The organism is Neisseria subflava (assembly GCF_024205705.1).
Lineage (GTDB): Bacteria > Pseudomonadota > Gammaproteobacteria > Burkholderiales > Neisseriaceae > Neisseria > Neisseria subflava_D.
This window is the reverse complement of the sequence record NZ_CP073115.1, coordinates 1,355,847-1,378,749: the sequence shown is the minus strand read 5'-3', so window position 1 is coordinate 1,378,749 and position 22,903 is coordinate 1,355,847. Positions and strand designations below refer to the sequence as shown.

Here is a 22,903-nt window from a genome sequence, read left to right as displayed (position 1 = left end):
AGCTTAGGCAAACTGTTTGCCAAATTCGATAAATTCGTCTTTTTTGGCTTTGGCCTTGCCGGAGTCGATGGCTTCTTGAGCGGCTTTGACACCATCTGCCAGCGAAGCGACTACGTTTCCTGCGTAGAGCGCTGCGGCGGCATTGAGGACGACGATATCGCGTGCGGCACCGGCTTTGCCGTCCAACACTTCGTTCATTTTTTGCAGGGATTCTTGCGCGTTTTCGACTTTGATTTCATCCAAATTGCGGCGGACCTCCATGCCGAAATCGGCCGGGCTGATGTCGTATTCGGTAATTTTGCCGTCTTTCAGTTCGGCAACACGGGTTTTGCCGGTCAGCGTGATTTCATCCAAACTGCCTTCGCCGCACACGACCAAAACATGTTTGGAACCAAGCTGTTGCAATACGCGGGAAAGAATGCCGCACAAGTCGATGTGGAACACGCCCAAGAGTTGGTTTGCCGCGCCGGCCGGATTGGTCAACGGGCCCAAGATATTGAAGATACTGCGGAATCCGAGCGAACGGCGGACTGGGGCAACATAGCGCATAGCGCTGTGGTGGTTGGGCGCGAACATAAAGCCGATGCCGGTTTGCTGAATGCTTTGGGCAACCTGTTTGGGGTTGAGGTTGAGGTTGGCGCCCATTTGTTCCATGACATCGGCAGCGCCGCTGGATGAAGAAACGGAGCGGCCGCCGTGTTTGGCGACTTTCGCGCCTGCCGCAGCCGCGACAAACATGGAAGTCGTGGAAATATTGAAAGTTTTGGCACCATCGCCGCCTGTGCCGACAATATCGACCAAGTCATCGGCGTTTTCTAGCGGCACTTTGGTGGCAAATTCGCGCATCACGCTGGCTGCAGCGGTAATCTCGGAAACGGTTTCAACTTTAATCCGCAGTCCGGTCAGAATGGCGGCGATTTGCTCGGGCGGAACTTGGCCGCTCATGATTTGGCGCATGAGGTCGGTCATTTCATCGTAGAAAAGTTCGTTGTTGCTGATAAGGCGTTCAATCGCTTGTTGAGGGGTAATCATGATTTTTCCTTTGTTCGTGTCCGATGTGATTCAGGCCGTCTGAAAATGCGGTTTGAACATTGTCAAACACCTTTCAGACGGCCTTTCATTAAGATTTTTGCGGGCGATAGTTTTTGAATTCTTCCAAGAAGTTTTTCAGCATATCGTGGCCGTGTTCGGTCAGCAGGGCTTCGGGGTGGAACTGTACGCCTTCGACGGCATATTCTTTGTGGCGTACGCCCATGATTTCGCCATCTTCCGTCCATGCGGTAATTTCGAGGCAGTCGGGCAGGGTGGCGCGGTCGATGGCAAGGCTGTGGTAGCGCGTGCAGTTGACCGGATTGGGCAGGCCTTTAAACATGCCTGTGCCGTGATGGAAAACGGGGGAGACTTTGCCGTGCATCATCGTTTGCGCGCGCACGACATTGCCGCCGAACGCTTCGCCCATGGTTTGATGGCCGAGGCACACGCCCATGACGGGCAGCCTGCCGGCAAAGTGCTGCATGGCCGCAACAGAAATGCCTGCTTCTTTAGGGGAACAAGGGCCGGGGCCGATGACCAGATATTGCGGTTTTAGGGCTTCGATTTCTTCGATGGTGATTTCATCGTTGCAGCGTACCAAAACTTCCTGCCCCAATTCGGCAAAGTATTGGACGATGTTGTAGGTGAAGCTGTCGTAATTATCAATGAATAAAAGCATCTGCAAACCTTTAATGACATTTTGGCAGACAGGATAAGGCCTGCCAAAAGTGTAAAAATTGTTTATGTTTGCATAATATCACAATCTTTACCTTAGGATTACTTAAATACATAAGAACTCATGGTACGGTCAAACCAAGCCAGCAGGAGTTAGCTAGATGTAGGGCAGAATTTGGTAAAAATCGAGATGCCTTGATTCGAGAATGGGAAAAGAATACAGGGAAAAAATGGCCAACTTATACTGAACCTGTAATATCTTCCAGAACTGGTAGGCTTATAAAGCCAACAGGAAGTAAGTATGATGCTCACCATATTCAACCATTAGAAAATAATGGTGGTAATATTTGGCAAAACATTACTCCAGCTAGGTATCCTGAACAGCATCAAGGCGGCATTCATCGGGCAGATGGACCATTAAGAAATCTTCAAAAAAAATTGGATAGATAATATGTTTGAACGAATAAAAAATTCTTCTATTATTGTGAATAATTTCAATGAGTATTCATTATGCCAAGAGAAAAATCTATTTTTTAAATTACCAGATAGTGATTTTCTAGAGTTAGAAAAGCATATCCAAATTCCATATGATTTATTCTGCTTTTGGAAAGAAATTGGTTATGGTTTTCTTACTGTAAATGAAAGCGGAAGTATTCGCTCAGAGTCCGATAATCGAATTATGGATCCTTTATCCATTTTAGATATATTGATTAGGGAGTCAGAACAAGTTTCTTCTAATTTTATTATTGAGCCATATCAAGTACCATTTTTCGAAAGATTTAGTGAATATTTTATTTGTTTTGATAGGCGAAATTTAGATAAGCCTAAACAACCTGTCTATTGGATATGGGATATGGAAAATCCGTTAGCTGATTCAATAGAGAGTTTTATTTATAAGTTATTTGAAAATCCTGATTTTTTAAATGAAATTTAGTAAGTTGTAGTAAGCGTAGGTTGGGTTTAAAACCCAACTAAATTAAAAAGATCGTCTGAAATCAGCAAGCCATAGCCCAAAAGGCCGTCTGAAACGGCGGATAAGACAAAACAACTAAAAAATGCTATGCTTTATGTTTTGAACCTAATCTGTTTGAAGTGATGAAAAAGTATCTTATCCCGACTACCGCCGTCGTTGTCGCCGCTGCGCTCGGCACGCCTTATTATCTTGGTGTCAAAGCGGAAGAAAGCCTGACCGAGCAACAAAAGCTGTTGCAGGAATCCGGTTTCCTGACCGTTGAGTCCCACCAATACGATCGCGGCTGGTTCAGTTCAACCGAGACGACCGTCATCCGCCTCAAACCGACCCTGCTTCAAAATACGCAAAAATACCTGCCGGACAATTTGAAAACCGTCCTGCAAGAGCCGATTACGGTCATCAACCATGTGACACACGGCCCGTTTGCCGGTGGCTTCGGTACGCGTGCACACGTAGAGACCGAGTTCCAATATCATCCGGAAACCAAAAAGTTTTGGACCGCTTCTTCGGCCAGCAAACGCCGTTGACCATGACCAATACGGTTTACCTTTCCGGCGACGGCAAACTCAGCCTCAATATCCCCGCCTTCGACTATGAAGAGCTCTCCGGTATCAAACTCAACTGGAAAGGCTTTGGCGGCAATACCGATTACAGCCAAGGCTTCAAAAGCTATCGCCACGATTACCTTGCGCCGTCTTTACAAGTCAAATTGGCCGATAAAGGCGATGTGTCTTTGGAAAACCTGCGCTTCCAATCCGAAACGGAAGACGGCCTGACCAAGCTTTCTTTGGGCAAGAGCAGCATTACGCTGGATAAATTCCTGCTGCAATGGAAAGAAAACATCGATTACAACGTTAAGTTGAACGAATTGGTCAACCTTGTGACCAACCTGCAAATCGGTGCATTCATCAATCCGACCGGCACGATTGCTCCGTCTAAAATCGAAGTCAGCAAACTGCGTTTCGATACTCAGACCGGCGAAGTTGATAAATTCATTAACAGTGAAGGCCGCTTCCAATTTGAAAGCCTGACTTATGGCGAAGACAAATACGGCCCTCTGGACATCAATGTCGCTGCTGAGCATTTGGATGCGGCATCACTTTTGGCATTGAAAAACAAAATTGCCGAAGTGTCCGTGAAGAAAATGAGCGAAGAAGAAATTCAGGCTTCCTTGATTCAGACGGCCAAAAACGAGGCTTCAGGCCTGTTTACCAACAATCCGGTTTTGAACGTCAAAACCTTCAAATTCATCATGCCTCATGGCGATGTTGATGTCAGCGGTAAACTCGCGTTTAAAGGTTTGGCAGCTAAAGACCTCAATAATTTGGGCGATATGCTGAAGAAAACTGAAGCCGACTTCAACATGAGCGTACCGCAAAAATTGTTGGAGCAGCTCGCCGTCAACCAAGCAAGCAGCCTGTTTAGCGTCAATGCCGAAGATGAAGCCGCAGGCCGCGCCAGCATCGACGATATCAACGAGACCTTGCGCCTGATGGTGGACAGCACCATTAAAAGCATGGCAAGCGAGAAATATTTGACCTTAGAAGATGATAATGTCAAAACCCATCTAACTCTGCAAAACAGCGAGTTGAAATTAAACGGAAAAGTCCTTCAAAGCGACCCGGAACCCGAGTTTGACGAAGCAGACTTTCCCAATAACTAATCCTCAATCACACGAACAGCGGTTTTAACTTCTCAGAAGTTAAAACCGCAAATCAACCCACAATCAAAAAGGAAACCCATGTTCCGTACCATGCTCGGCGGCAAAATCCACCGTGCCACCGTTACCGAAGCCGACCTCAACTACGTCGGCAGCATTACCGTTGACCAAGACCTGCTGGATGCGGCAGGTATTTGTGTGAACGAAAAAGTCGCCATCGTCAACAATAACAACGGCGAACGTCTTGAAACCTACACCATTCCCGGAGAACGCGGCAGCGGCGTCGTTTGCCTCAATGGCGCGGCCGCGCGTTTGGTTCAAAAAGGCGATATCGTAATTATCATGTCTTACGTCATGTTGTCCGAACCCGAAATTGCAGCGCATGAGCCGAAAGTCGTCCTCGTCGATGAGAACAATAAAATCCGCGACGTGATTTCTTATGAGCCGCCGCACACCGTGTTGTAATATTCAAACAAAGGCCGTCTGAAACGTTTCAGACGGCCTGTTTCCCAAATTCAACTTATCTGAAAGGCTTTGCCGTGAATATCCAAATCAACAACATCACTGTCAGCAACGATGCGCCCTTTACCCTTTTCGGCGGCATCAATGTCCTTGAAGACCTCGACTCTACGCTGAAAGCCTGTGAGCAATACGTTAAAGTAACCGATAAACTCGGCATCCCGTATGTGTTCAAAGCCTCTTTCGACAAGGCAAACCGCTCTTCCATCCACTCTTTCCGCGGTGTGGGTTTGGACGAAGGCATGAAGATTTTTCAAGCGGTGAAGCGCGAGTTTAACGTTCCCGTGATTACCGACGTTCATGAGCCTTACCAATGCCAACCGGTTGCCGAAGTCTGCGATGTTATTCAGCTGCCTGCCTTCTTGGCACGCCAAACCGATTTGGTGGTGGCAATGGCGAAAACCGGCAATGTCATCAACATCAAAAAGCCGCAATTTCTCAGCCCGTCTCAAATGAAAAACATCGTCGAGAAATTCCAAGAAGCAGGCAACGAGCAAATCATTTTGTGCGAACGCGGCGCAAACTTCGGCTACGACAACTTGGTGGTCGATATGCTCGGCTTTGGCGTGATGAAAAAAACGTGTAACAACCTGCCCGTTATTTTTGACGTAACCCATTCCCTGCAAACGCGCGAATCCGGTGCCACCGCATCAGGCGGCCGTCGCGCCCAAGTATTGGACTTGGCGCTTGCCGGTATGGCAACCCGATTGGCCGGTTTGTTCCTCGAATCCCATGCCAATCCCGACCAAGCCAAATGCGATGGCCCAAGTGCATTGCCGCTTGCCCAATTGGAAGACTTCCTGACCCGTGTTAAAGCGATTGATGAAACCGTGAAATCGTTTGCGCCTATGGATATTCGTTAAGGGCAAATAAGTTAAAAGGCCGTCTGAAAGCATTTTCAGACGGCCTGAGACCTTTGCAAAATTCCCCCAAATCCCCTAAATTCCCACCAAGACATTTAGGGGATTTTCCATGAGCACCTTCTTCCAGCAAATCGCCCAAGCCATGATTACCAAACACATCGACCGCTTCCCACTATTGAAGTTGGATCAGATGATTGATTGGCAACCGATCGAACAATACCTGAATCGAGACCTTTCGGGTGTTCTTAATTTCCATTTATCCCATTTGCTTTACCATCGGAATAATCCAAGTTAATATATAAAATTCATTGTCATTCTAAGATTGTCTCGTCATGACCGCCCGCCAATCCTACCACCTTACCTTTGCCCGTTTTTCCCCCTCACTTTCAGTCCGCTCCTTCAGCGCATCCGAAGCGGTCAATACCGCCTACCGTGTCGAAATCACCGCTACCTCGACCGATTCCTCCCTGCCTCTGTCTTCCTACCTCAACCAGCGCGCAGCGTTTGAGATTCGTCCGCAGGAAGGTTTACTGTCGGAAGTAGCCGGGGTATTCGGGTCTGCTTCAGACGATCCCCCGGCGAAGCAATGGCAGGGCATTATCACCTCATGCGAGAAGTTGTCCGTATCTAAGGATGAAACCGTTTACCGCTTTGTTTTAGAGCCGCGCTTTGCGGCTTTAAAACATTTCCAAACTTCCCGGCTGTTCCAACACCAAACCGTCCCCGACATCGTTGCCGCCGTCTTCAAACACCACGGTTTCTCCGGTGTCGACTACCGTTTCCAAAAGAGCCGCAACTACGCCGTACGCGAGTATGTGACCCAGTATCTCGAAAGCGACTTCGACTTTATCAACCGTCTGTGTGAAGAAGAGGGTATTTGGTATGCCTTCGAACAGCATGAACAACATGGCGACGTAGTCGTCTTCGGCGACAGTCCCGAACATTACTTACGCAGCCAAGGCTTACCCGTATCCTACCGACCCCATGCCGGATTGGAGAGTGTCGGTACCGAAGCACTCTTTAACTTAAGCATCCGCCACAACCCCATTGTCGAAGGCATACGCACGGCCGACTACAACTACCGCAGTGCCGATACCGACCTATTTGCCGAAACCGACAACAAACAGTCGGAAGAATCAGCCGACAATACCGTTTTATTGGGCAAACAACAGCATTGGGGTCTTCATCCTAAAACAACCGACGAAGCCCAAGTTCAGACGACCCTGTTGAACGAAGCCAACCTCTGCCGCCAAACCGTCGCAGCCGGCAGCGGCAACGTCGTCTCCATGACGCCGATGAAGGTGTTCCAAACCGATGTCTCCTTCCCCGAAGCCCCCGACGGCTGGCTGGTACTTTCCATGGAGCACAGCGGCAGCCGCGATACCGCCTACAGCCATACCTTTACCGCCATCCCCGCCCAACTCGCCTACCGTCCTGAACGCATCACCCCGCGTCCGCATATCGACGGTACCTTACCGGCACGGGTAACTGCGGCAGAAAACTGCACCTATGCCTATATCGACGATATGGGCCGCTACCGCGTCAAACTCCCGTTTGACCTGGACGAATGGAGTCCCGGCGGGGAAAGCCGTCCCGTCCGACTGGCTAAACCCTATGCCGGTCCCGAATACGGCATTCACTTCCCCTTACACGAAGGCACCGAAGTGATGCTGTCCTTCGTACAAGGTAATCCCGACCGTCCGTATATCTCCGGTGTCATGCACGACAGTGCCCATACCGACCATATCCCTGCCGATTGGAACACAAGAAACGTCATCCGTACCTGGGCGAACAACAAACTGAGGATGGAAGACCTGCAGGGACAGGAACACATCAAACTTGCCACCGACTATCAGAAATCCCAACTCAACCTCGGCCATATCGTCGACTCAACCCGCAACAAACGCGGAGAGAACGGCGAAGGCTTCGAACTCAGAACCGACGGTTGGGGGGCCGTACGGGCAGGTAAGGGCATACTCGTCAGCGCACAAAACCAGGATGCCAACGGCAAAGTGTTGGATATGGACGATGCCATCGCACAGATCGAACAGGCACTCTCCCTGGCCAAAAGCCTGAACAAAGCCGCCCAAACCGCCAACAACCACAACACCGATGAAGAAACCCAAAGGGGCCGTCTGAAAGACGCCCTTAAAGACCTGAAAGAGGCAGGTTTGATCCAAACCGCCCCGGCCGGCATCGCCACCGCGACAGAGCAAAGCCAACTGCACACCGCCAATGAAAACATCCACCTCGTCAGCGGCAGCCATACCGACATCAGCGCCGGACAAAGCCTGACCGCCCATGCGGCAGAGAGCGTGAACCTGTTTGCGCAAAGCAGCGGCATCAAGATGCAGGCCAATCAGGGTAAAGTGGAAGTACAGGCACAGAATGACGAATTGCAGCTGAATGCCTTAAAGGACGCAACGTTAACCAGCAGCGCAGGGAAAGTCACCATTGCGGCGAAGGAAGAGATTCTGATTACCTGCAAAGGGGCGTATATCAAGTTAAGTAATGGGGAAGTGGAGATCGGAAGTCCGAAGGTGGTGCGGGTGAGGGCGCCGATGGTGGTGAGTGGGGCTTCATCAATGGATATGACGCATCCGTCATGGCCGAAAACTTTACCGAAGCGGATGATGAAGATAAATCTACTTCCCTCCCCTCATTCCAGCAGCACATACATTGGTATGCCTTATTCCGTTTATGTCAATGAGACAAAGATTAAGGAAGGAATTATCAATGGAAAAGACGATTTAATCATAGATCATGAAATTTCGACAGAAAAATATCGGGTTGTTTTAGGTAACGGGGAAGAATATCGTATCCATATGGTGAATGAATTTAACGATAATACTGCCAAAAACGGCAAAACCAATCAAGGCTTCCATCCGAGGGAATTTAATGATAGGGAGATTTCCGGCAAGGATTACGCCCAAAAATATTACAAATTGGTACGTAAAGATGATGGCAAAGAATAATCTTGCTTTATCCGTTACCCACAGAAACCAAATTGAGGACTTATGATGACCAAACAATCTGGCAAGGCACCCCAAACCCATTCTGCAGCCACAATCGCTAAACCGAATACGACTATCGCGTCCAATGTCTTCGACACAAAAGCCCCTTTGCCGAGCGGCTCCACTTTGGAAGTTTTGGTTAATGGTGAAAAAGCATTTGGCAAAGTTTATGAGGCAATAAACAATGCACAAAATTCGGTAGAAATCGTTTGTTGGGGATTTCAACCGTCAATGTATTTCGTTCGGGGAAAACAACAGAAAAACATAGGGGAGCTTCTGCTGCAGAAAGCAGAAGAAGGGAAGAAAATCAAAATTATGTGCTGGCAGACCCCATGGGGGACTGAAAAACTACTAGAAGATAACACGCCGGGACGGCATACCTTGACGACGCCACATCAAATATTGATTTACAGTCATTGGATGGCATTTTTGAGGTCGGATGTCCGGACGATAGAGGATTTCGAACGATTTGTGAAAGCGAATGAAGGCAGGTTTGCAGGTGCAAATATCAAACAAGGCTATACTGGGATTCAGGCCCATTATGACTGGGCATGGTTCGATTTAGTGGAAGGCGGTATCAGCCTGAATGAGAAATCATATAAGTCATCTTTTGAAAAATTCAAAAAAATCAAGCAGAATATCTCATTGAGGGCGATTAATTATATAGACGGTAATATAGGATCGTGGGCAAAGAAGGTGGGCAACTGGAAATATGACCTTACACCAGATTTTCTGCGTAATTTGGGTTTGGAAATGGATCGATGGACATCAGAAGCAATAGAGAAAGCAAGTTACAGTATTTCCCACCGAATATTTGATACCACGCCAAGCAATGTGAAAGGAAAAATATTGGGGTCATTATTGGATCCCGGGATAGATATGCTGTATGAAATTTACAAAAAAAACGGCGGAACGGAAAATCTAGCAACGGCTTTGAAAAACGCAGCGGGAGAAATTTCCAGGACCGACACTGCGCTTAATATCCATGAAAAAATTCAAAAAAACTTGGCGCAAGTCTTGGATTTCCTCTATCCGTACAAGCATATTTGGGAAAATATAAAACAGGATGGTGGGATTCTTTTCGATGATGTCGCAGAGTTTATCGACAGTTATATTTTCTGTGTCCATTATGCTTTTTTGAAACAGCATGCCGAGTTTCGTTATGCATTTGGCAAATTAACACAGGTAGATGCAGGCGAAGTAACTGTCTATACCATACCTGAAAAAAATGAACAAAATACGGCTGTATCTGAGGCAACGGCAGTTGAGGATACGGAAGATTCTACAAGTGAAAATGTAATAAAGCCTAAAAAGCAATTCCTCAAATTTCACGTCCGTGAAATGCCATTTGAGGCGGTTAAAAACACCGTGTTTGACGACAAAGGGCTAGGCGGTATGGCAGACAAGGCACTGCGCGTCGGTCCGACCCACCACCAAAAAACCGTCCTAATCGATTACGAGCATCCCGAGCGCACCGTAGGATTTGTGATGGGACACAATATGCTCGAGGCGTATTGGGATACCGAACGGCATAGCAAACGCGCTACCGCACCGGACTTGGGAGCATATTACCCCGTTCCAAGGGAGGACGTATCGAGTATGGTTACCGGCGGCGTATTGTACGATTTGAATGAAAACTTCGTCCGTTCTTGGGAAAAAATTCCTATGAACAACATGAGCAAGAAAGAAGCCGAAGAATTTGTACAGCAACGAAGGAAAATCGAACGCAGCGTATTCAAACCGGATAAAACAAAGGGCACTGTCTTGAACGCGCAAATCCTCTGCACACAGCCCGAATTCGGTTTGGAAGAAATCAAAGGTTTTTATTACCGGCTGTCGAAACTGTCAACCAGCTACCTGTATATAGAAAACCAATATTTCCGCTGGCCGCCCCTGGCCGAAAGGCTGGCCAAATGGGGGCAGAAGATGGCCGAACAGGGACGGGAAGACCGCCTGTGCGTCTTTGTGGTTACCAATACCAGCAAAGAAGGCTTGGGCAGCGGGAGGATCAATACCGACAGGATGCTCGACATACTCGGACGGCGCGACGTGATGCCCGGCGTCGGTAAACAGCGCGAAATCGGAAGGATAAAGAAAAAGCTGGACGAAACAGGAGGCAGCTCCCTGTGGAAAACGATAACCGGCCGGACGGAAGGGGAAAAGCGGCAGGATGCCACACGGGACGGGTTGCGGCAGGAAAAAAACAGGCTGGCCAAACTCGACCCGCAAAACGAAGAAGACCGCAAAAAATTGCGGCAGATCTTCAAACGCGATATCCCCAACGTCTCCGTTCACATCTGCCGCCTGATGAGCACCGAAGTCAGCAACCGCGACCGGCTCGACAAAGTGAAGGACGACCCCGGCGCATCGGCGGACGAACGCAAGGCCAATTACGAGGAACGCTGGCGGATCGGCAAGGAAAAAAAACGTCCCGAAGAAATCTACATCCATTCCAAAGTCGCCATCGCCAACGACGTCTTCATGACCATAGGTTCGGCCAACATCAACACCCGCAGCATGCAGGTGGACAGTGAATTGAACGTCGTAACCGAATGCGAGGGAGTGGCGCGCAAGCTGCGGCGCGAGCTGTGGCGCAACCATACCGGAGAGAACGCTGCCGTCCTGAACCCCGAAAAAATCGAAAACCTGGATCAGTTGAAGGATTTGTACAAAAACTGGGGCGATCTGATGGAAGACAACAGAAAACTGATGGAGGCCGAAAAGCCCTTACCATGTCCCTGATGGAATTTGAAATGTTGGACGAGGGTATCGTCCCTCACCTGTATGATTTGGATTGATAATGCGGAAATATTTGCAAACGATACTGAAACCGGCCGTTTTGGCGGCGGCGTTGCTGCCTGCCGCCTGCGGCTACTTCAAGGAGAACCCCATGAGCCACGACGCACTGGCCAAACTCGACTTTACCTGCACGCAGGAGCAATACCCCGAACTACCCGCCGAAGCGGACATTCTGTACCGCTACGCCCTATACCACGACCTGCACAACCGAAAACGCCCGTCGCAGCGCAAAAACGTACTGGACTACCTGCACTACTACCGCATTGCCGCCGCCAACGGCCACTGGCGCGCCAACCTGACGCTGCAGAAACACCTGGCCGCCAACGACGCCATAGAAGTGGAGAATTCCTTAAACGAAGGCATCGCCTACAACCTGCTGCTGGAAGATGCCCTGCCCGCCACCGCCGACCTGTGGTGGAGCCGCTACATCCTGGCAGGCTACGACCCCAGCCATGAGAAGGGCGATTCCACCGCCTACCTGCGCCGCGCCGCCGAACGCGGCAATGCCGAAGCGCAGTATATGATGGGCGGACTGTTGGATGCGGTGAAGAACGAACTGTATACGGATGATCCAAGATATTGGAAAATCATGGTCATTGCCGAGAAATTCTACTACTGCTCGGCTTCGGCGGGACACCGCTTCGCCAGCCCGGAAGGGGCGATGCAAGCAAAACTTGCCTATCAAAACGATGCCGATACGCTGATTACCAAATGGGAGGGCAAAAAACCGAAAAGCGACAAAACCGTTGCCGAACTGGACCAGCTCTCGCTGCAAGCGCTGCAGCAGGGGATGAAGGCCGGAGGGGGGAGTGCCGCATATGCATTACGTGCAGCCTTTGACCCCGATTACCGCCATCCGAATGCGCCGCCCCGCTATACCACGGTCACGCCCGACGCCGAACGCGCTAAGCGTTACAGGAAGATTGGTTATTATATAGACTCACGGTTGGAATTCATGCCCGAAATGACAGTGGAGGATTTGGACGACATCGTGCCGCTGCCGCCGGCGCCGCTGCCCGCATGGGACGGCACCATCGCCTTCCAGCGGTTTTACGATGGCGAATCCCCCGCCAAACCTTCGGACGAACTGATGAAGAAACTCGCCGCCGCCAAAGGCCTGGACCCCGCCACCGGCCTGCCGGTCAAAAAAGACGGACTGCCCGCAGTCCGAAGCTGGCAGAACTGGTGGGATTAAACCACAATGCCGTCTGAAAAATACTTTCAGACGGCCTTTCCACCCCCCCAGCTTGCCCCCCGTTCAAACTACCATACTCACCCCATCGTCATCTTAGAAATATCCGCCATAACCGCCCGCCAATCCTACCACCTCACCTTCGCCCGTTTCTCTCCTTCACTTTCAGTCCGCTCCTTCAGCGCATCCGAAGCGGTCAATACCGCCTACCGTGTCGAAATCACCGCTACCTCGACCGATTCCTCACTGCCTCTCTCTTCCTACCTCAACCAGCGCGCAGCATTTGAGATTCGTCCGCAAGAAGGTTTACTGTCGGAAGTGGCCGGGGTATTCGGGTCTGCTTTAGACGACTCCCCGGCGAAGCAATGGCAGGGCATTATCACCTCATGCGAGAAGTTGTCCGTATCTAAGGATGAAACCGTTTACCGCTTTGTTTTAGAGCCGCGCTTTGCGGCTTTAAAACATTTCCAAACTTCCCGGCTGTTCCAACACCAAACCGTCCCCGACATCGTTGCCGCCGTCTTCAAACACCACGGTTTCTCCGGTGTCGACTACCGTTTCCAAAAGAGCCGCAACTACGCCGTACGCGAGTATGTGACCCAGTATCTCGAAAGCGACTTCGACTTTATCAACCGTCTGTGTGAAGAAGAAGGCATCTGGTATGCCTTCGAACAGCATGAACAACATGGCGACGTAGTCGTCTTCGGCGATAGTCCCGAACACTATTGGCGCAGCCAAGGTTTACCCGTTTCCTACCGCCCCCATGCCGGATTGGAGAGTGTCGGTACCGAAGCACTCTTTAACTTAAGCATCCGCCACAACCCCATCATCGAAGGCATACGCACGGCCGACTATAACTACCGCAGTGCCGATACCGACCTTTTTGCCGAAACCGACAACAAACAGTCCGAAGAATCTGCCGACAATACCGTTTTATTGGGCAAACAGCAGCACTGGGGCCTTCATCCCAAAACAACCGACGAAGCCCGAGTTCAGACGACCCTGCTGAACGAAGCCAACCTCTGCCGTCAAACCGTCGCTGCCGGTAGCGGCAACGTCGTCTCCATGACGCCGATGAAGGTGTTCCAAACCGATGTCTCCTTCCCCGAAGCACCCGATGGCTGGCTGGTACTTTCCATGGAACACAGCGGCAGCCGCGATACCGCCTACAGCCATACCTTTACCGCCATCCCCGCCCAACTCGCCTACCGTCCCGAACGCACCACCCCGCGTCCGCATATCGACGGTACACTGCCCGCACGGGTGACCGCTGCGGAGAACTGCACCTACGCCTATATCGACGATATGGGCCGCTACCGCGTCAAACTCCCGTTTGATTTGGACGAATGGAGTCCTGGTGGGGAAAGCCGTCCCGTCCGACTGGCCAAACCCTATGCCGGTCCCGAATACGGTATCCACTTCCCCTTACACGAAGGCACCGAAGTGATGCTGTCCTTCGTACAGGGTAATCCCGACCGTCCGTATATCTCCGGCGTCATGCACGACAGCGCCCATACCGACCATATCCCTGCCGATTGGAACACAAGAAACGTCATCCGTACCTGGGCGAACAACAAACTGAGGATGGAAGACCTGCAGGGACAGGAACACATCAAACTTGCCACCGACTATCAGAAATCCCAACTCAACCTCGGCCATATCGTCGACTCAAACCGCAACAAACGCGGAGAGAACGGTGAGGGCTTCGAACTCAGAACCGACGGTTGGGGCGCGGTAAGGGCAGGCAAAGGCATACTCGTCAGTGCACAAAACCAGGACGCCAATGGCAAAGTACTGGATATGGACGATGCCATCTCCCAACTTGAACAGGCACTCTCCCTGGCTAAAAGCTTGAACAAAGCCGCCCAAACCGCCAACAACCACGACACCGATGAAGAAACCCAAAGGGGCCGTCTGAAAGACGCCCTCAAAGACCTGAAGGAAGCCGGTTTGATCCAAACCGCCCCGGCCGGTATTGCCAGCGCGACACAACAAAGCCAACTGCACACCGCCAATGAAAACATCCACCTCGTCAGCGGCAGCCATACCGACATCAGCGCCGGACAAAGCCTGACCGCCCATGCGGCAGAGAGCGTGAACCTGTTTGCGCAAAGCAGCGGCATCAAGATGCAGGCCAATCAGGGTAAAGTGGAAGTACAGGCACAGAATGACGAATTGCAGCTGAATGCCTTAAAGGACGCAACGTTAACCAGCAGCGCAGGGAAAGTCACCATTGCGGCGAAGGAAGAGATTCTGATTACCTGCAAAGGGGCGTATATCAAGTTAAGTAATGGGGAAGTGGAGATCGGAAGTCCGAAGGTGGTGCGGGTGAGGGCGCCGTTGGTGGTGAATGGGGCGGAAAGTCTTTCCATTCCGGCATTGCCACTTTTTAAAATGACAGGGACTTACAAGTTGCAATATCAACTGACGGATGATAATAATCTCCCGCATGCCAATAAGAAATACACGGTTTATTTATCCGATTATCAAAAGCTGGAAGGTGTTACAGACGAAAATGGAATGACACAGGCGTTTTACAGTGAGAAAGCGGTAGTTGCCAAAATACACTTACATTTTGAGGATGCAAATCATGGAAAATAAATTGAAGACGACAAAAGGAAAATTTGTCAAAGGGGATAATTTTTTGGTCAAGCAGAAAATTACGACTCCTTGCGAACATAAAATCGATGGTGCGGTAAAGGTGGCGGAGTATATAGTCAGAGAAATCAAAAAGAACACTCGGAGTAAAATAGCGGAGGGTATTAGATATTACGCTTCTGAAGAGGAGTATACGGAGAGGTATAACAAGTGGAAAAATTCGTCTCTTGTACAGAGGTTATTGACACGCCCTGATCCACCCAATTTACTAAAAGCAAAAGCATTATGGACTGAGCGTGTTTTTAAGGGGAGACCGTGGGATCATAAAGAATATATCATTGAAACATTTAAGGGTTATGCAGTTGTGCGTCCGGCTTATTCTCATAAACTTAAACGAAATCGGACATTCAAAAAGCATTGGCATAAATATAAAAATTATGATTACAGATATGATATTTGGTCAAATATACATTATGGGTATGTTGGTTTAAGTGTTGGTTTTGAAAAGGAAACGCTATTAAATGGAGCAAATTTGGCACAGATAATAGATAGTTCAGGAGGGGATGCCGAAGATCCGATTGATGATGTTACTGCAATTAATATAGGCTTTTCTTTGTATAAGAAATTTGGTAAATTTGCTGATAAACTAACTGCAAATGATGTATTGGATGAGCTGAATAAACTTCCTGATAATAAATTGCCAGATGCAAGAAAAAGGCATACTTGTTTAGAAAGTAAAAATAAGTTATAGATTATGAATAAAAAAATTTTAATGGTTTTATGTATCTTTTTATTATGTTATTTTTATAAAAATCTCCACCCTAAGGTAACATATTTTTACTATAATGAAGGTAAGCGCACTAGTATCACCTTAATTAGGAGTGATGGTAGTAAGGAATACTTGCGTCCTTTTTTTACTAATAATGTAACTTTTTATTTTCCATTCGATTGGTCATCTGAGCCAGATGGTATTATTTTAATATCAAAACATGAAACAACTATCTTTTTAAAAGAAGATATAACCTTTTGTACCATGGAAATTTACCTGGATGAAAATCAGAAAATTTCCGATGTTAAACAATATGATGGACTTTGTATTAAACCGTAGATATTCAATATTTGTAAAGTGTATTGAAAGACGAATTTTTCGGTACGGTTGCTGGCTGCACATTAGCTGCTGCCATCGGAAAATACCGCATGCCTGGAAATAAATTGATTATAGAAAGTGTTTATCTCTATATCCGAGATACATTTGATTTTCTTAACGATAATGGCGAAGATCAATACCTAGGGCATTGGAATCATACAGGATTTGATGTGTTTTATAGCCATCAGTTTTCAGATAAGAAAAATGAGATTATAGCAGCAGCCTATATAGTAGCCCCCCTTCTCTTTTCGATTCTAAACCTGAAGACCTTTTCTACCCAGTTAGGAACAGCCATTTCAACAAATGGCGAAATTTAAACAGACTGAGACCTTTGCAAAATAGCCCTTTTTTCAACAGCCGAAATCCTGTGTTGGGGTTTCGGCTGTCGGAAAGAAAGGAATTTTGCAAAGGTCTCAGGCCGTTTGAAAGCATTTTCAGACGGCCTTTTTATTAGCGTTACTGTCCGCGTAAAAACAACGCATCCAATTCTTTTAAAGTCAGTTTGACCCAAGTCGGACGGCCGTGATTGCACTGGTTGCTGCGCGGCGTATTTTCCATATCGCGAAGGAGTGCATTCATTTCCGGCAGGGTAAGCTGGCGGCCAGCGCGGACTGAGCCGTGGCAGGACATGGTGGCGAGGATGTGGTTTTCGTGTTCTTCGATGGTTTGGCTGCTGCCGACTTGGGCGAGTTCGCCCAATACATCTTTGGCCAGTGAAACGACGTCGGCTTTGCCGAGCATGGCGGGAACTGCACGGACGGCAAGGGTATTGCCGCCCATGTCGGACAATTCCAGCCCGAAGCCTGCCAGCGTTTCGGCATGATCGGCAAGGGCGGCGCATTCTTCGTGGGACGCGGCAAAGGTTACGGGAATAAGCAGGCGTTGGCTTTGCAGATTGCCGTTTGCCTGACGTTGGCGTTTCATTTTCTCGTAGTTGACGCGTTCGGCGGCAGCGTGCATATCGATGAGCAACAGGCTGTCTTCTGCTTGGGCAAGTATGTAGATGCCAAGTAATTGGGCAATGGCAAAACCGAGTGGCGGCAGTTCGGATTGGGAGGGAAGGTTGTCTGAAAGCGGCGTATCTGTTTGGGGAGTAGGCGTTTCAGACGGCATATTGCCGAAACGTGCTTGCTCGAATTGGCTTAACTCAAGGTCGATGTCGTCGGTTTTTCTGTAGAGTTCGACGTAAGTATTCATGGCTGCGCGGCTTTCGCGCAGGGACAGGCTGCGTTGTTGCGGCGCGCGCGCGGCTTGGTAAGGCATGGGCGCGGTTTTGCCTGACGAAACAAAGGCATTGCGTGTATCGGGTTTGTTGCCTGTCGGGTAGTTGGATGCGTTATCAAACAGATTTTCGCTGTTGTTTTCAGACGGCATTGGTGCAGGTGTAATGCCGGTAATGTCATGCAACACTTCGCCTGCGTTGCTGACGCTTTCGGTCAAGTCGGCGCGTGTGTCGGCAAGGGCTTTGTTGAGCGTGTGGAACACGAGTTGGTGTACTTGCTGGCTGTCGCGGAAGCGGATTTCGGTTTTGGTCGGGTGGACGTTGACATCCACGGCTTCGGGCGGAAGGTCGAGAAAGAGGACGAAAGCAGGCGTCAGCGCGTTGTGCAATACGTCGCGGTATGCCTGTTTGACAGCATGGAGCATGACTTTGTCGCGCACGAAGCGATGGTTGACGAAGCAGTATTGTTTGTCGGTTTTGCCTTTGGCAAAAGTCGGCTTGGTAATCGCGCCATAGAGCCGCAGCGCGCCATTGCCGCTGTCAATTTCCAATGAAGCCGTCTGAAAATCATCGCCGACAATGGCGGCAATCCGTTCATGCAGGCTTTGTGCAGGAAGCTTGAACACTTGTTTGCCGTCGCGTTTGAGCGAGAAGGCGATATGCGGATGCGCCAGCGCGAGGCGTTCGAGCATAGTGGCGCAGTGGGCGTATTCGGTGTTTTCAGATTTGAGGAACTTGCGCCGCGCGGGGGTATTGAAGAAGAGTTCGGCGGCTTCGATGGTGGTGCCGACGGGGTGGGCGGCTGCCGTAGGGCTGCTGAGTTTGCCGTCTTCGGCTTTGACTTGGGTTGCGTGCGAACTGTCTTCTTGACGGCTGGTCAGGGTCAGGCGGCTGACGGAGGCGATACTGGCCAAGCCTTCACCTCGAAAGCCCATGCTGGCAACGTGTTCCAAATCGTTTAAGGTTTTGATTTTGCTGGTGGCGTGGCGGTGGAGTGCGAGCTCGATGTCGTCCGGATGGATACCGCTGCCGTTGTCGCTGACGCGAATCAGGCGGATGCCGCCGCCGGCCAGCTCGACATCAATCGCCGTTGCACCTGCATCGATACTGTTTTCAACGATTTCTTTTAAGGCGTTGGCAGGGCGTTCGACCACTTCGCCGGCGGCAATTTGGTTGACAAGATGGTCGGGCAGGGCGGCAATTCGGGACATCGGTTTCTTTCAAAAAAGCAACAGCGGAAGGGGAAAATTACAGGTATTTGCGCATCAATTCGCATTCGACGCGGACGATTTTGTTCAGCTGCAACACGGCAGTGCCGAGCGATTCATAATGGTTGAGCCGATAGAAAGGTACGGAATTGAGAGAGGCATACAGTTTGAGAAAGCTGAGACCTGCATTTCGTGCCATTTCTTCGGCGCGGCTGAGCAGGGCCGTACCCAAGCCGAGATTGTGGAAGAGCGGATGGACGTATAAGGCGTCCAGTTGCGCTTCTTTGAAATCGACTTGGAAGAAGCCTTGAATCAGCCCTTTGTATTCGACCACCCACAAAGCTTTGTTTTTATCGGAGATGGTTTCCAAATAGCTGTTGATATCGAGCAGACTTTCCCATGCGTGCATAATGGTTTCATCGTAACTGCGGATGCAGGCGTATTGAACGGCATGCAGATGGGCGTTGTGTATGTCTTGGCAGTCTTTTTCGGTTGCCGGACGGAGGATGGTCAGAAGGCTCATGGCGGATGGTCGGAAAAATTGATTTCAGACGGCCTTTAGCGATCAAAGGCCGTCTGAAAAAAGTGGGTAAGGTTACAGGCTTTGATGTAAGGTTTGTGCGGTTTGGAACGCATTGTCCGCATCATTGGCCAAGACGGTAAAGTGGCCCATTTTTCGGCCTTGGCGCGCGGCTTTTTTACCGTAAAGATGCAGATGTGCATTCGGGTTGCTTTGCAGCGGCAACCATTTGGGTTCGCCGCCGTCTTCCTTCCAAACGTCACCCAAAATATTCGCCATACAGCAAGAAGCCAGCAATTTGGTGTCAGCCGGAGGCAGGTTGCACATCAGGCGGACCTGTTGCTGGAATTGGTCTGCCGCGCAGGCGTCGATAGTGTGGTGGCCGGAATTGTGCGGACGCGGCGCGATTTCGTTGACGACCAATTCATGCGTGTCGCCGACAACAAACATTTCTACTGCCAATACGCCGACGTAGTTTAATTCATCGGCCAAACGCTGCGCCATTTGTCGCGCCTGTTGCTGCACGTCGGCACTCAGTCGCGCAGGGACGATGGAGTAGGCGAGGATGCCGTTTTCGTGAATATTTTCGGCAGGGTCGAAAGTTTGCACGTTGTCATTGTTCAGACGGCATACAATAACGGAAATTTCGCCGCGCAAGTCCACCATTTTCTCTAAAACGCAATCCACGCCGCCATGTTCGGCAAACGCGGCTTTGAGTTCATCCAATGTTTTTACGCGGATTTGGCCTTTGCCGTCATAGCCCAAAGTAGCGGTTTTCAGGATGCCGGGCAGAAATTGTACGCTTTCTTCAGTAATGTCTTCGGCTTTGCAAACTGCTTGATACGGCGCGGTTTGCAGGCCTGCTTTGCGTATCCATGCCTTTTCCTGAATGCGGTTTTGCGCGATGGCAACACAGTCGCCACTGGGGGAAACATTGGTGTATTTGGCGAGAAAACGCATCGCGCCAGCATTGACGTTTTCAAACTCGGTCGTAACCGCCGCGCATTTTGCCAATTCTTCCAAAGCTGCTTCATCGTCAAACGGCGCGCACAAATGGCAGTCGGCAAATTCCGCCGCCGGCGCATTCGGGTCGGGATCGAGTACAGTTACTTTGTAGCCCATGGTTTTGGCAGCAACAGTAAACATTTTGCCTAATTGTCCGCCGCCAAGAATGCCGAGCATAGCAGGAGGGAGGATGGGGATGTGTTCATGGATAATCGCTTTATGAAGAAATTGGGTAGGGTGTTTGCAGGCCGTCTGAACATGGTTTTACGGCTTCAGACGGCCTGATGTTTTAAAGCTTGCCGATAAATTGCGGCGGAACGTTTTCAGTTAACCATACGCCGTTGTCCGCCAGATAAAATTGATGTCCTGCCGCAAGCATGGCGACAGTGTCGATGGTCAATACAACCGGCTTGCCGTGTCGGGAGCCGACGTTGACGGCTGTTGCAGCATCAGCAGACAGATGGACAAAATGGCGCGAGGCAGAATGCAGGCCTTGTTCCAATATAGACGGAACGGAGCGCTCAGCCGTACCGTGATACAAAATCTGAGGAGGCGTTGCCACTTTGTGTTCGACCTGAACTTGTGCCGTCGAATGACCTTGCGCCGCGCGGATGCGTTTGCCGTCTTCAGAAAGGGTAAACCGTTTTTTATCGTTGTTTTCGACCACTTCCAACAATACTTCATAGGTCAGCGGATTGCCCGTAAAGCCACGCTCGGGATGGTTTACCTGCGTCAGTAGGGTATCAATATCCACCCAGCCGTCTTTATCCAAAGTAATGCCGATTTGCTCGGGATGATGGCGTAAGATAAAGCTGAGGTATTTGCTGATGGATTTTAGTTGTTTTTCGTTTAGTATCATAATCTTGTTGTTTAGTCATTTCAGAGCATAGGCCGTCTGAAATTTATTTATCCAACCCTTCTTGAACCATTTGCGCTGCGCGGATTACTGCGCGGGCTTTGTTTTGGGTTTCTTGCCATTCGGAGGTTGGGTCGGAGTCGGCAACTACGCCTGCGCCACTTTGGACGAAGAGGGTATTATTTTTAATCACGGCAGTGCGGATGGCAATGGCCAAGTCCATGTCGTTGTTGAAACTCCATACGCCGACTGCGCCGCCGTAGATGCCGCGTTTGCTTGGTTCGACTTCTTCAATGATTTCCATGGCGCGGACTTTTGGGGCACCGGAAAGTGTGCCTGCCGGGAAGGTGGCGGCGAGGATGTCCATGTTGGTCATACCGTCTTTCAGACGACCTTCGACGTTGGAGACGATGTGCATCACATGGGAGTATTTTTCAATCACCATTTTGTCGGTGACTTTGACTTCGCCGGTTTTACTGATGCGGCCGACGTCGTTTCGTCCTAAGTCAATCAACATGACGTGTTCGGCAATCTCTTTGGCATCGCTCAGCAGGTCTTGCTCGTTGGCAAGGTCTTCGGCTGGTGTTTTGCCGCGCAGGCGTGTACCGGCGATAGGACGGACGATGACGTCGTCGCGTTCGCGGCGGACGAGGATTTCGGGCGAAGAGCCGACAATATGGAAATCGCCGAAATTGTAGTAGAACATATACGGCGATGGGTTTAGCGTACGCAGGGCGCGGTAGAGGGCAAGCGGATTGTCGGTAAATTCCATGCTCATGCGTTGGCTGGGGACAACCTGCATGCAGTCGCCTGCAAAGATGTAGTCTTTGATTTTATTGACGCAGGCTTGAAAAGGTTCTTCTCCAAATTCGCTGACTGCTTGGGTTTGTTTGCTACCGAGCGAGAGCGGGATGGCGCAACTTTGGCGTAGCTGGGTACGGATGTCTTCAAGACGTTCGCGTGCGCGTTCGTAGCCGTTGGCTTGAGACGGATCGGCATAAACAATCAGGTAGATTTTGCCGCTTAGGTTATCCACTACGGCAAGCTCTTGCGAGAGCATCAGGAGGATGTCGGGCGTACCGAGCGGATCGGCTTTGGCCGTATGTTTCAGGCGGTGGGCAAAATGTTCGAAATTGTAGATGGTTTCATAACCGAAGTAGCCGACCAGGCCACCTGTAAAGCGCGGCAGGCTTGGGATTTCGGGCGTTTTGAAGCGGTTGTGAAAGGCTTCGATAAAGGGTAGGGGATTGCCGTCGTGTTGTTCGACGATTTCGCCGTTTTGATACACATCGACATGTTTGCCGCTGGTTTTCAGATAGTGGCTGCAAGGCAGGCCGATAAAGGAATAGCGGCCGAAGCGTTCGCCACCGACAACGGATTCGAGCAGGTAGGTGAAAGGCTTGTTTGCAAGTTTGAGGTAGATTGAGAGCGGTGTGTCCAAGTCGGCAAGCAGCTCTTGAACGAGTGGAATGCGGTTGTAACCTTGTGCGGCTTGGGCTTGGTATTCTTGTTTGCTGATCATCTTGATAAGTCTTTCAGACGGCCTGTTTTAGGGTGTTAAATCGTGTGAAGAGTATAGCATTTTATTGGAATTGTTGACAGTCTGAGCGTTATGTCAGA

18 protein-coding genes and 2 pseudogenes are annotated in these 22,903 nt (G+C 49.9%); 13 read left to right on the top strand and 7 right to left on the bottom strand.

All coding sequences use genetic code 11. The features are described 5' to 3' along the window. Nucleotides 1-3: 3 nt before the first annotated feature. Both trpD and KCG54_RS06645 read right to left on the bottom strand, forming a co-directional pair. Nucleotides 4-1,032 (bottom strand): anthranilate phosphoribosyltransferase, encoded by a 1,029-nt coding sequence (trpD, locus tag KCG54_RS06650; protein WP_254323744.1) that lies wholly within the window; start codon nt 1,030-1,032, stop codon nt 4-6. 88 nt (nt 1,033-1,120) lie between these two features. Continuing rightward, on the bottom strand, nt 1,121-1,711 hold the full coding sequence (locus KCG54_RS06645; protein ID WP_254323743.1) for an aminodeoxychorismate/anthranilate synthase component II: 591 nt from the start codon (nt 1,709-1,711) through the stop codon (nt 1,121-1,123). 68 nt (nt 1,712-1,779) lie between these two features. On the opposite strand from KCG54_RS06645, the gene KCG54_RS06640 reads away from it, so the two are divergent. The 13 genes and pseudogenes from KCG54_RS06640 to KCG54_RS06580 all read left to right on the top strand — a co-directional run bounded on the left by KCG54_RS06640 (nt 1,780) and on the right by KCG54_RS06580 (nt 16,789). Further along, entirely contained in the window at nt 1,780-2,157 is a 378-nt protein-coding gene (locus tag KCG54_RS06640) for a hypothetical protein (protein WP_254323742.1), read from the top strand. 1 nt (nt 2,158) lies between these two features. After that, a complete protein-coding gene (locus KCG54_RS06635; RefSeq protein ID WP_254323741.1) occupies nt 2,159-2,641 on the top strand; it encodes a hypothetical protein in 483 nt (160 codons plus the stop codon). A gap of 161 nt (nt 2,642-2,802) precedes the next feature. After that, nucleotides 2,803-4,343: pseudogene (locus tag KCG54_RS06630) on the top strand (YdgA family protein). Between the two features lie 78 nt (nt 4,344-4,421). Further along, nucleotides 4,422-4,805: an aspartate 1-decarboxylase gene (gene panD, locus KCG54_RS06625; RefSeq protein WP_003678944.1), complete on the top strand. Its 384-nt coding sequence runs from the start codon at nt 4,422-4,424 to the stop codon at nt 4,803-4,805. A 74-nt stretch (nt 4,806-4,879) separates the two neighbouring features. Further along, entirely contained in the window at nt 4,880-5,722 is an 843-nt protein-coding gene (gene kdsA, locus KCG54_RS06620) for a 3-deoxy-8-phosphooctulonate synthase (RefSeq protein ID WP_070460880.1), read from the top strand. A 109-nt stretch (nt 5,723-5,831) separates the two neighbouring features. After that, a pseudogene (locus KCG54_RS06615) lies at nt 5,832-5,996 on the top strand (IS5/IS1182 family transposase); the annotation flags it as partial. Between the two features lie 58 nt (nt 5,997-6,054). Continuing rightward, nucleotides 6,055-8,697, top strand: coding sequence for a type VI secretion system Vgr family protein (locus tag KCG54_RS06610; protein ID WP_254323740.1), 2,643 nt, complete (start codon nt 6,055-6,057; stop codon nt 8,695-8,697). A gap of 42 nt (nt 8,698-8,739) precedes the next feature. Beyond that, on the top strand, nt 8,740-11,478 hold the full coding sequence (locus KCG54_RS06605) for a phospholipase D-like domain-containing protein (protein WP_254323739.1): 2,739 nt from the start codon (nt 8,740-8,742) through the stop codon (nt 11,476-11,478). A gap of 148 nt (nt 11,479-11,626) precedes the next feature. Then, the gene (locus KCG54_RS06600; RefSeq protein ID WP_254323738.1) at nt 11,627-12,730 is read left to right on the top strand and encodes a DUF6396 domain-containing protein; all 1,104 of its coding nucleotides are present in this window, start codon (nt 11,627-11,629) and stop codon (nt 12,728-12,730) included. Nucleotides 12,731-12,736: 6 nt separating this feature from the next. After that, nucleotides 12,737-15,328 carry a type VI secretion system Vgr family protein gene (locus tag KCG54_RS06595; protein WP_254323737.1) on the top strand — a complete coding sequence of 864 codons (2,592 nt, stop codon included), beginning with the start codon at nt 12,737-12,739 and terminating at the stop codon, nt 15,326-15,328. Beyond that, nucleotides 15,318-16,076, top strand: coding sequence for a polymorphic toxin type 44 domain-containing protein (locus KCG54_RS06590; protein WP_254323736.1), 759 nt, complete (start codon nt 15,318-15,320; stop codon nt 16,074-16,076). Before KCG54_RS06595 ends, KCG54_RS06590 begins: the two co-directional genes overlap by 11 nt. Nucleotides 16,077-16,079: 3 nt before the next feature. Then, on the top strand, nt 16,080-16,433 hold the full coding sequence (locus tag KCG54_RS06585; RefSeq protein ID WP_009312651.1) for a hypothetical protein: 354 nt from the start codon (nt 16,080-16,082) through the stop codon (nt 16,431-16,433). Nucleotides 16,434-16,456: 23 nt separating this feature from the next. Then, a complete protein-coding gene (locus tag KCG54_RS06580; protein ID WP_254323735.1) occupies nt 16,457-16,789 on the top strand; it encodes a DUF6402 family protein in 333 nt (110 codons plus the stop codon). 139 nt (nt 16,790-16,928) lie between these two features. On the opposite strand, the gene mutL is transcribed toward KCG54_RS06580, so the two are convergent. The 5 genes from mutL to trpE all read right to left on the bottom strand — a co-directional run bounded on the left by mutL (nt 16,929) and on the right by trpE (nt 22,805). Beyond that, the gene (mutL, locus tag KCG54_RS06575; RefSeq protein WP_254323734.1) at nt 16,929-18,905 is read right to left on the bottom strand and encodes a DNA mismatch repair endonuclease MutL; all 1,977 of its coding nucleotides are present in this window, start codon (nt 18,903-18,905) and stop codon (nt 16,929-16,931) included. Nucleotides 18,906-18,942: 37 nt separating this feature from the next. Continuing rightward, the gene (locus KCG54_RS06570; RefSeq protein WP_254323733.1) at nt 18,943-19,425 is read right to left on the bottom strand and encodes a GNAT family N-acetyltransferase; all 483 of its coding nucleotides are present in this window, start codon (nt 19,423-19,425) and stop codon (nt 18,943-18,945) included. A 72-nt stretch (nt 19,426-19,497) separates the two neighbouring features. Continuing rightward, a complete protein-coding gene (locus KCG54_RS06565) occupies nt 19,498-20,625 on the bottom strand; it encodes a 5-(carboxyamino)imidazole ribonucleotide synthase (protein WP_432761026.1) in 1,128 nt (375 codons plus the stop codon). Nucleotides 20,626-20,716: 91 nt separating this feature from the next. Continuing rightward, a complete protein-coding gene (locus tag KCG54_RS06560; protein ID WP_254323731.1) occupies nt 20,717-21,286 on the bottom strand; it encodes an RNA 2'-phosphotransferase in 570 nt (189 codons plus the stop codon). Nucleotides 21,287-21,329: 43 nt separating this feature from the next. Then, a complete protein-coding gene (trpE, locus tag KCG54_RS06555; protein ID WP_254323730.1) occupies nt 21,330-22,805 on the bottom strand; it encodes an anthranilate synthase component I in 1,476 nt (491 codons plus the stop codon). Nucleotides 22,806-22,903 lie beyond the last annotated feature (98 nt).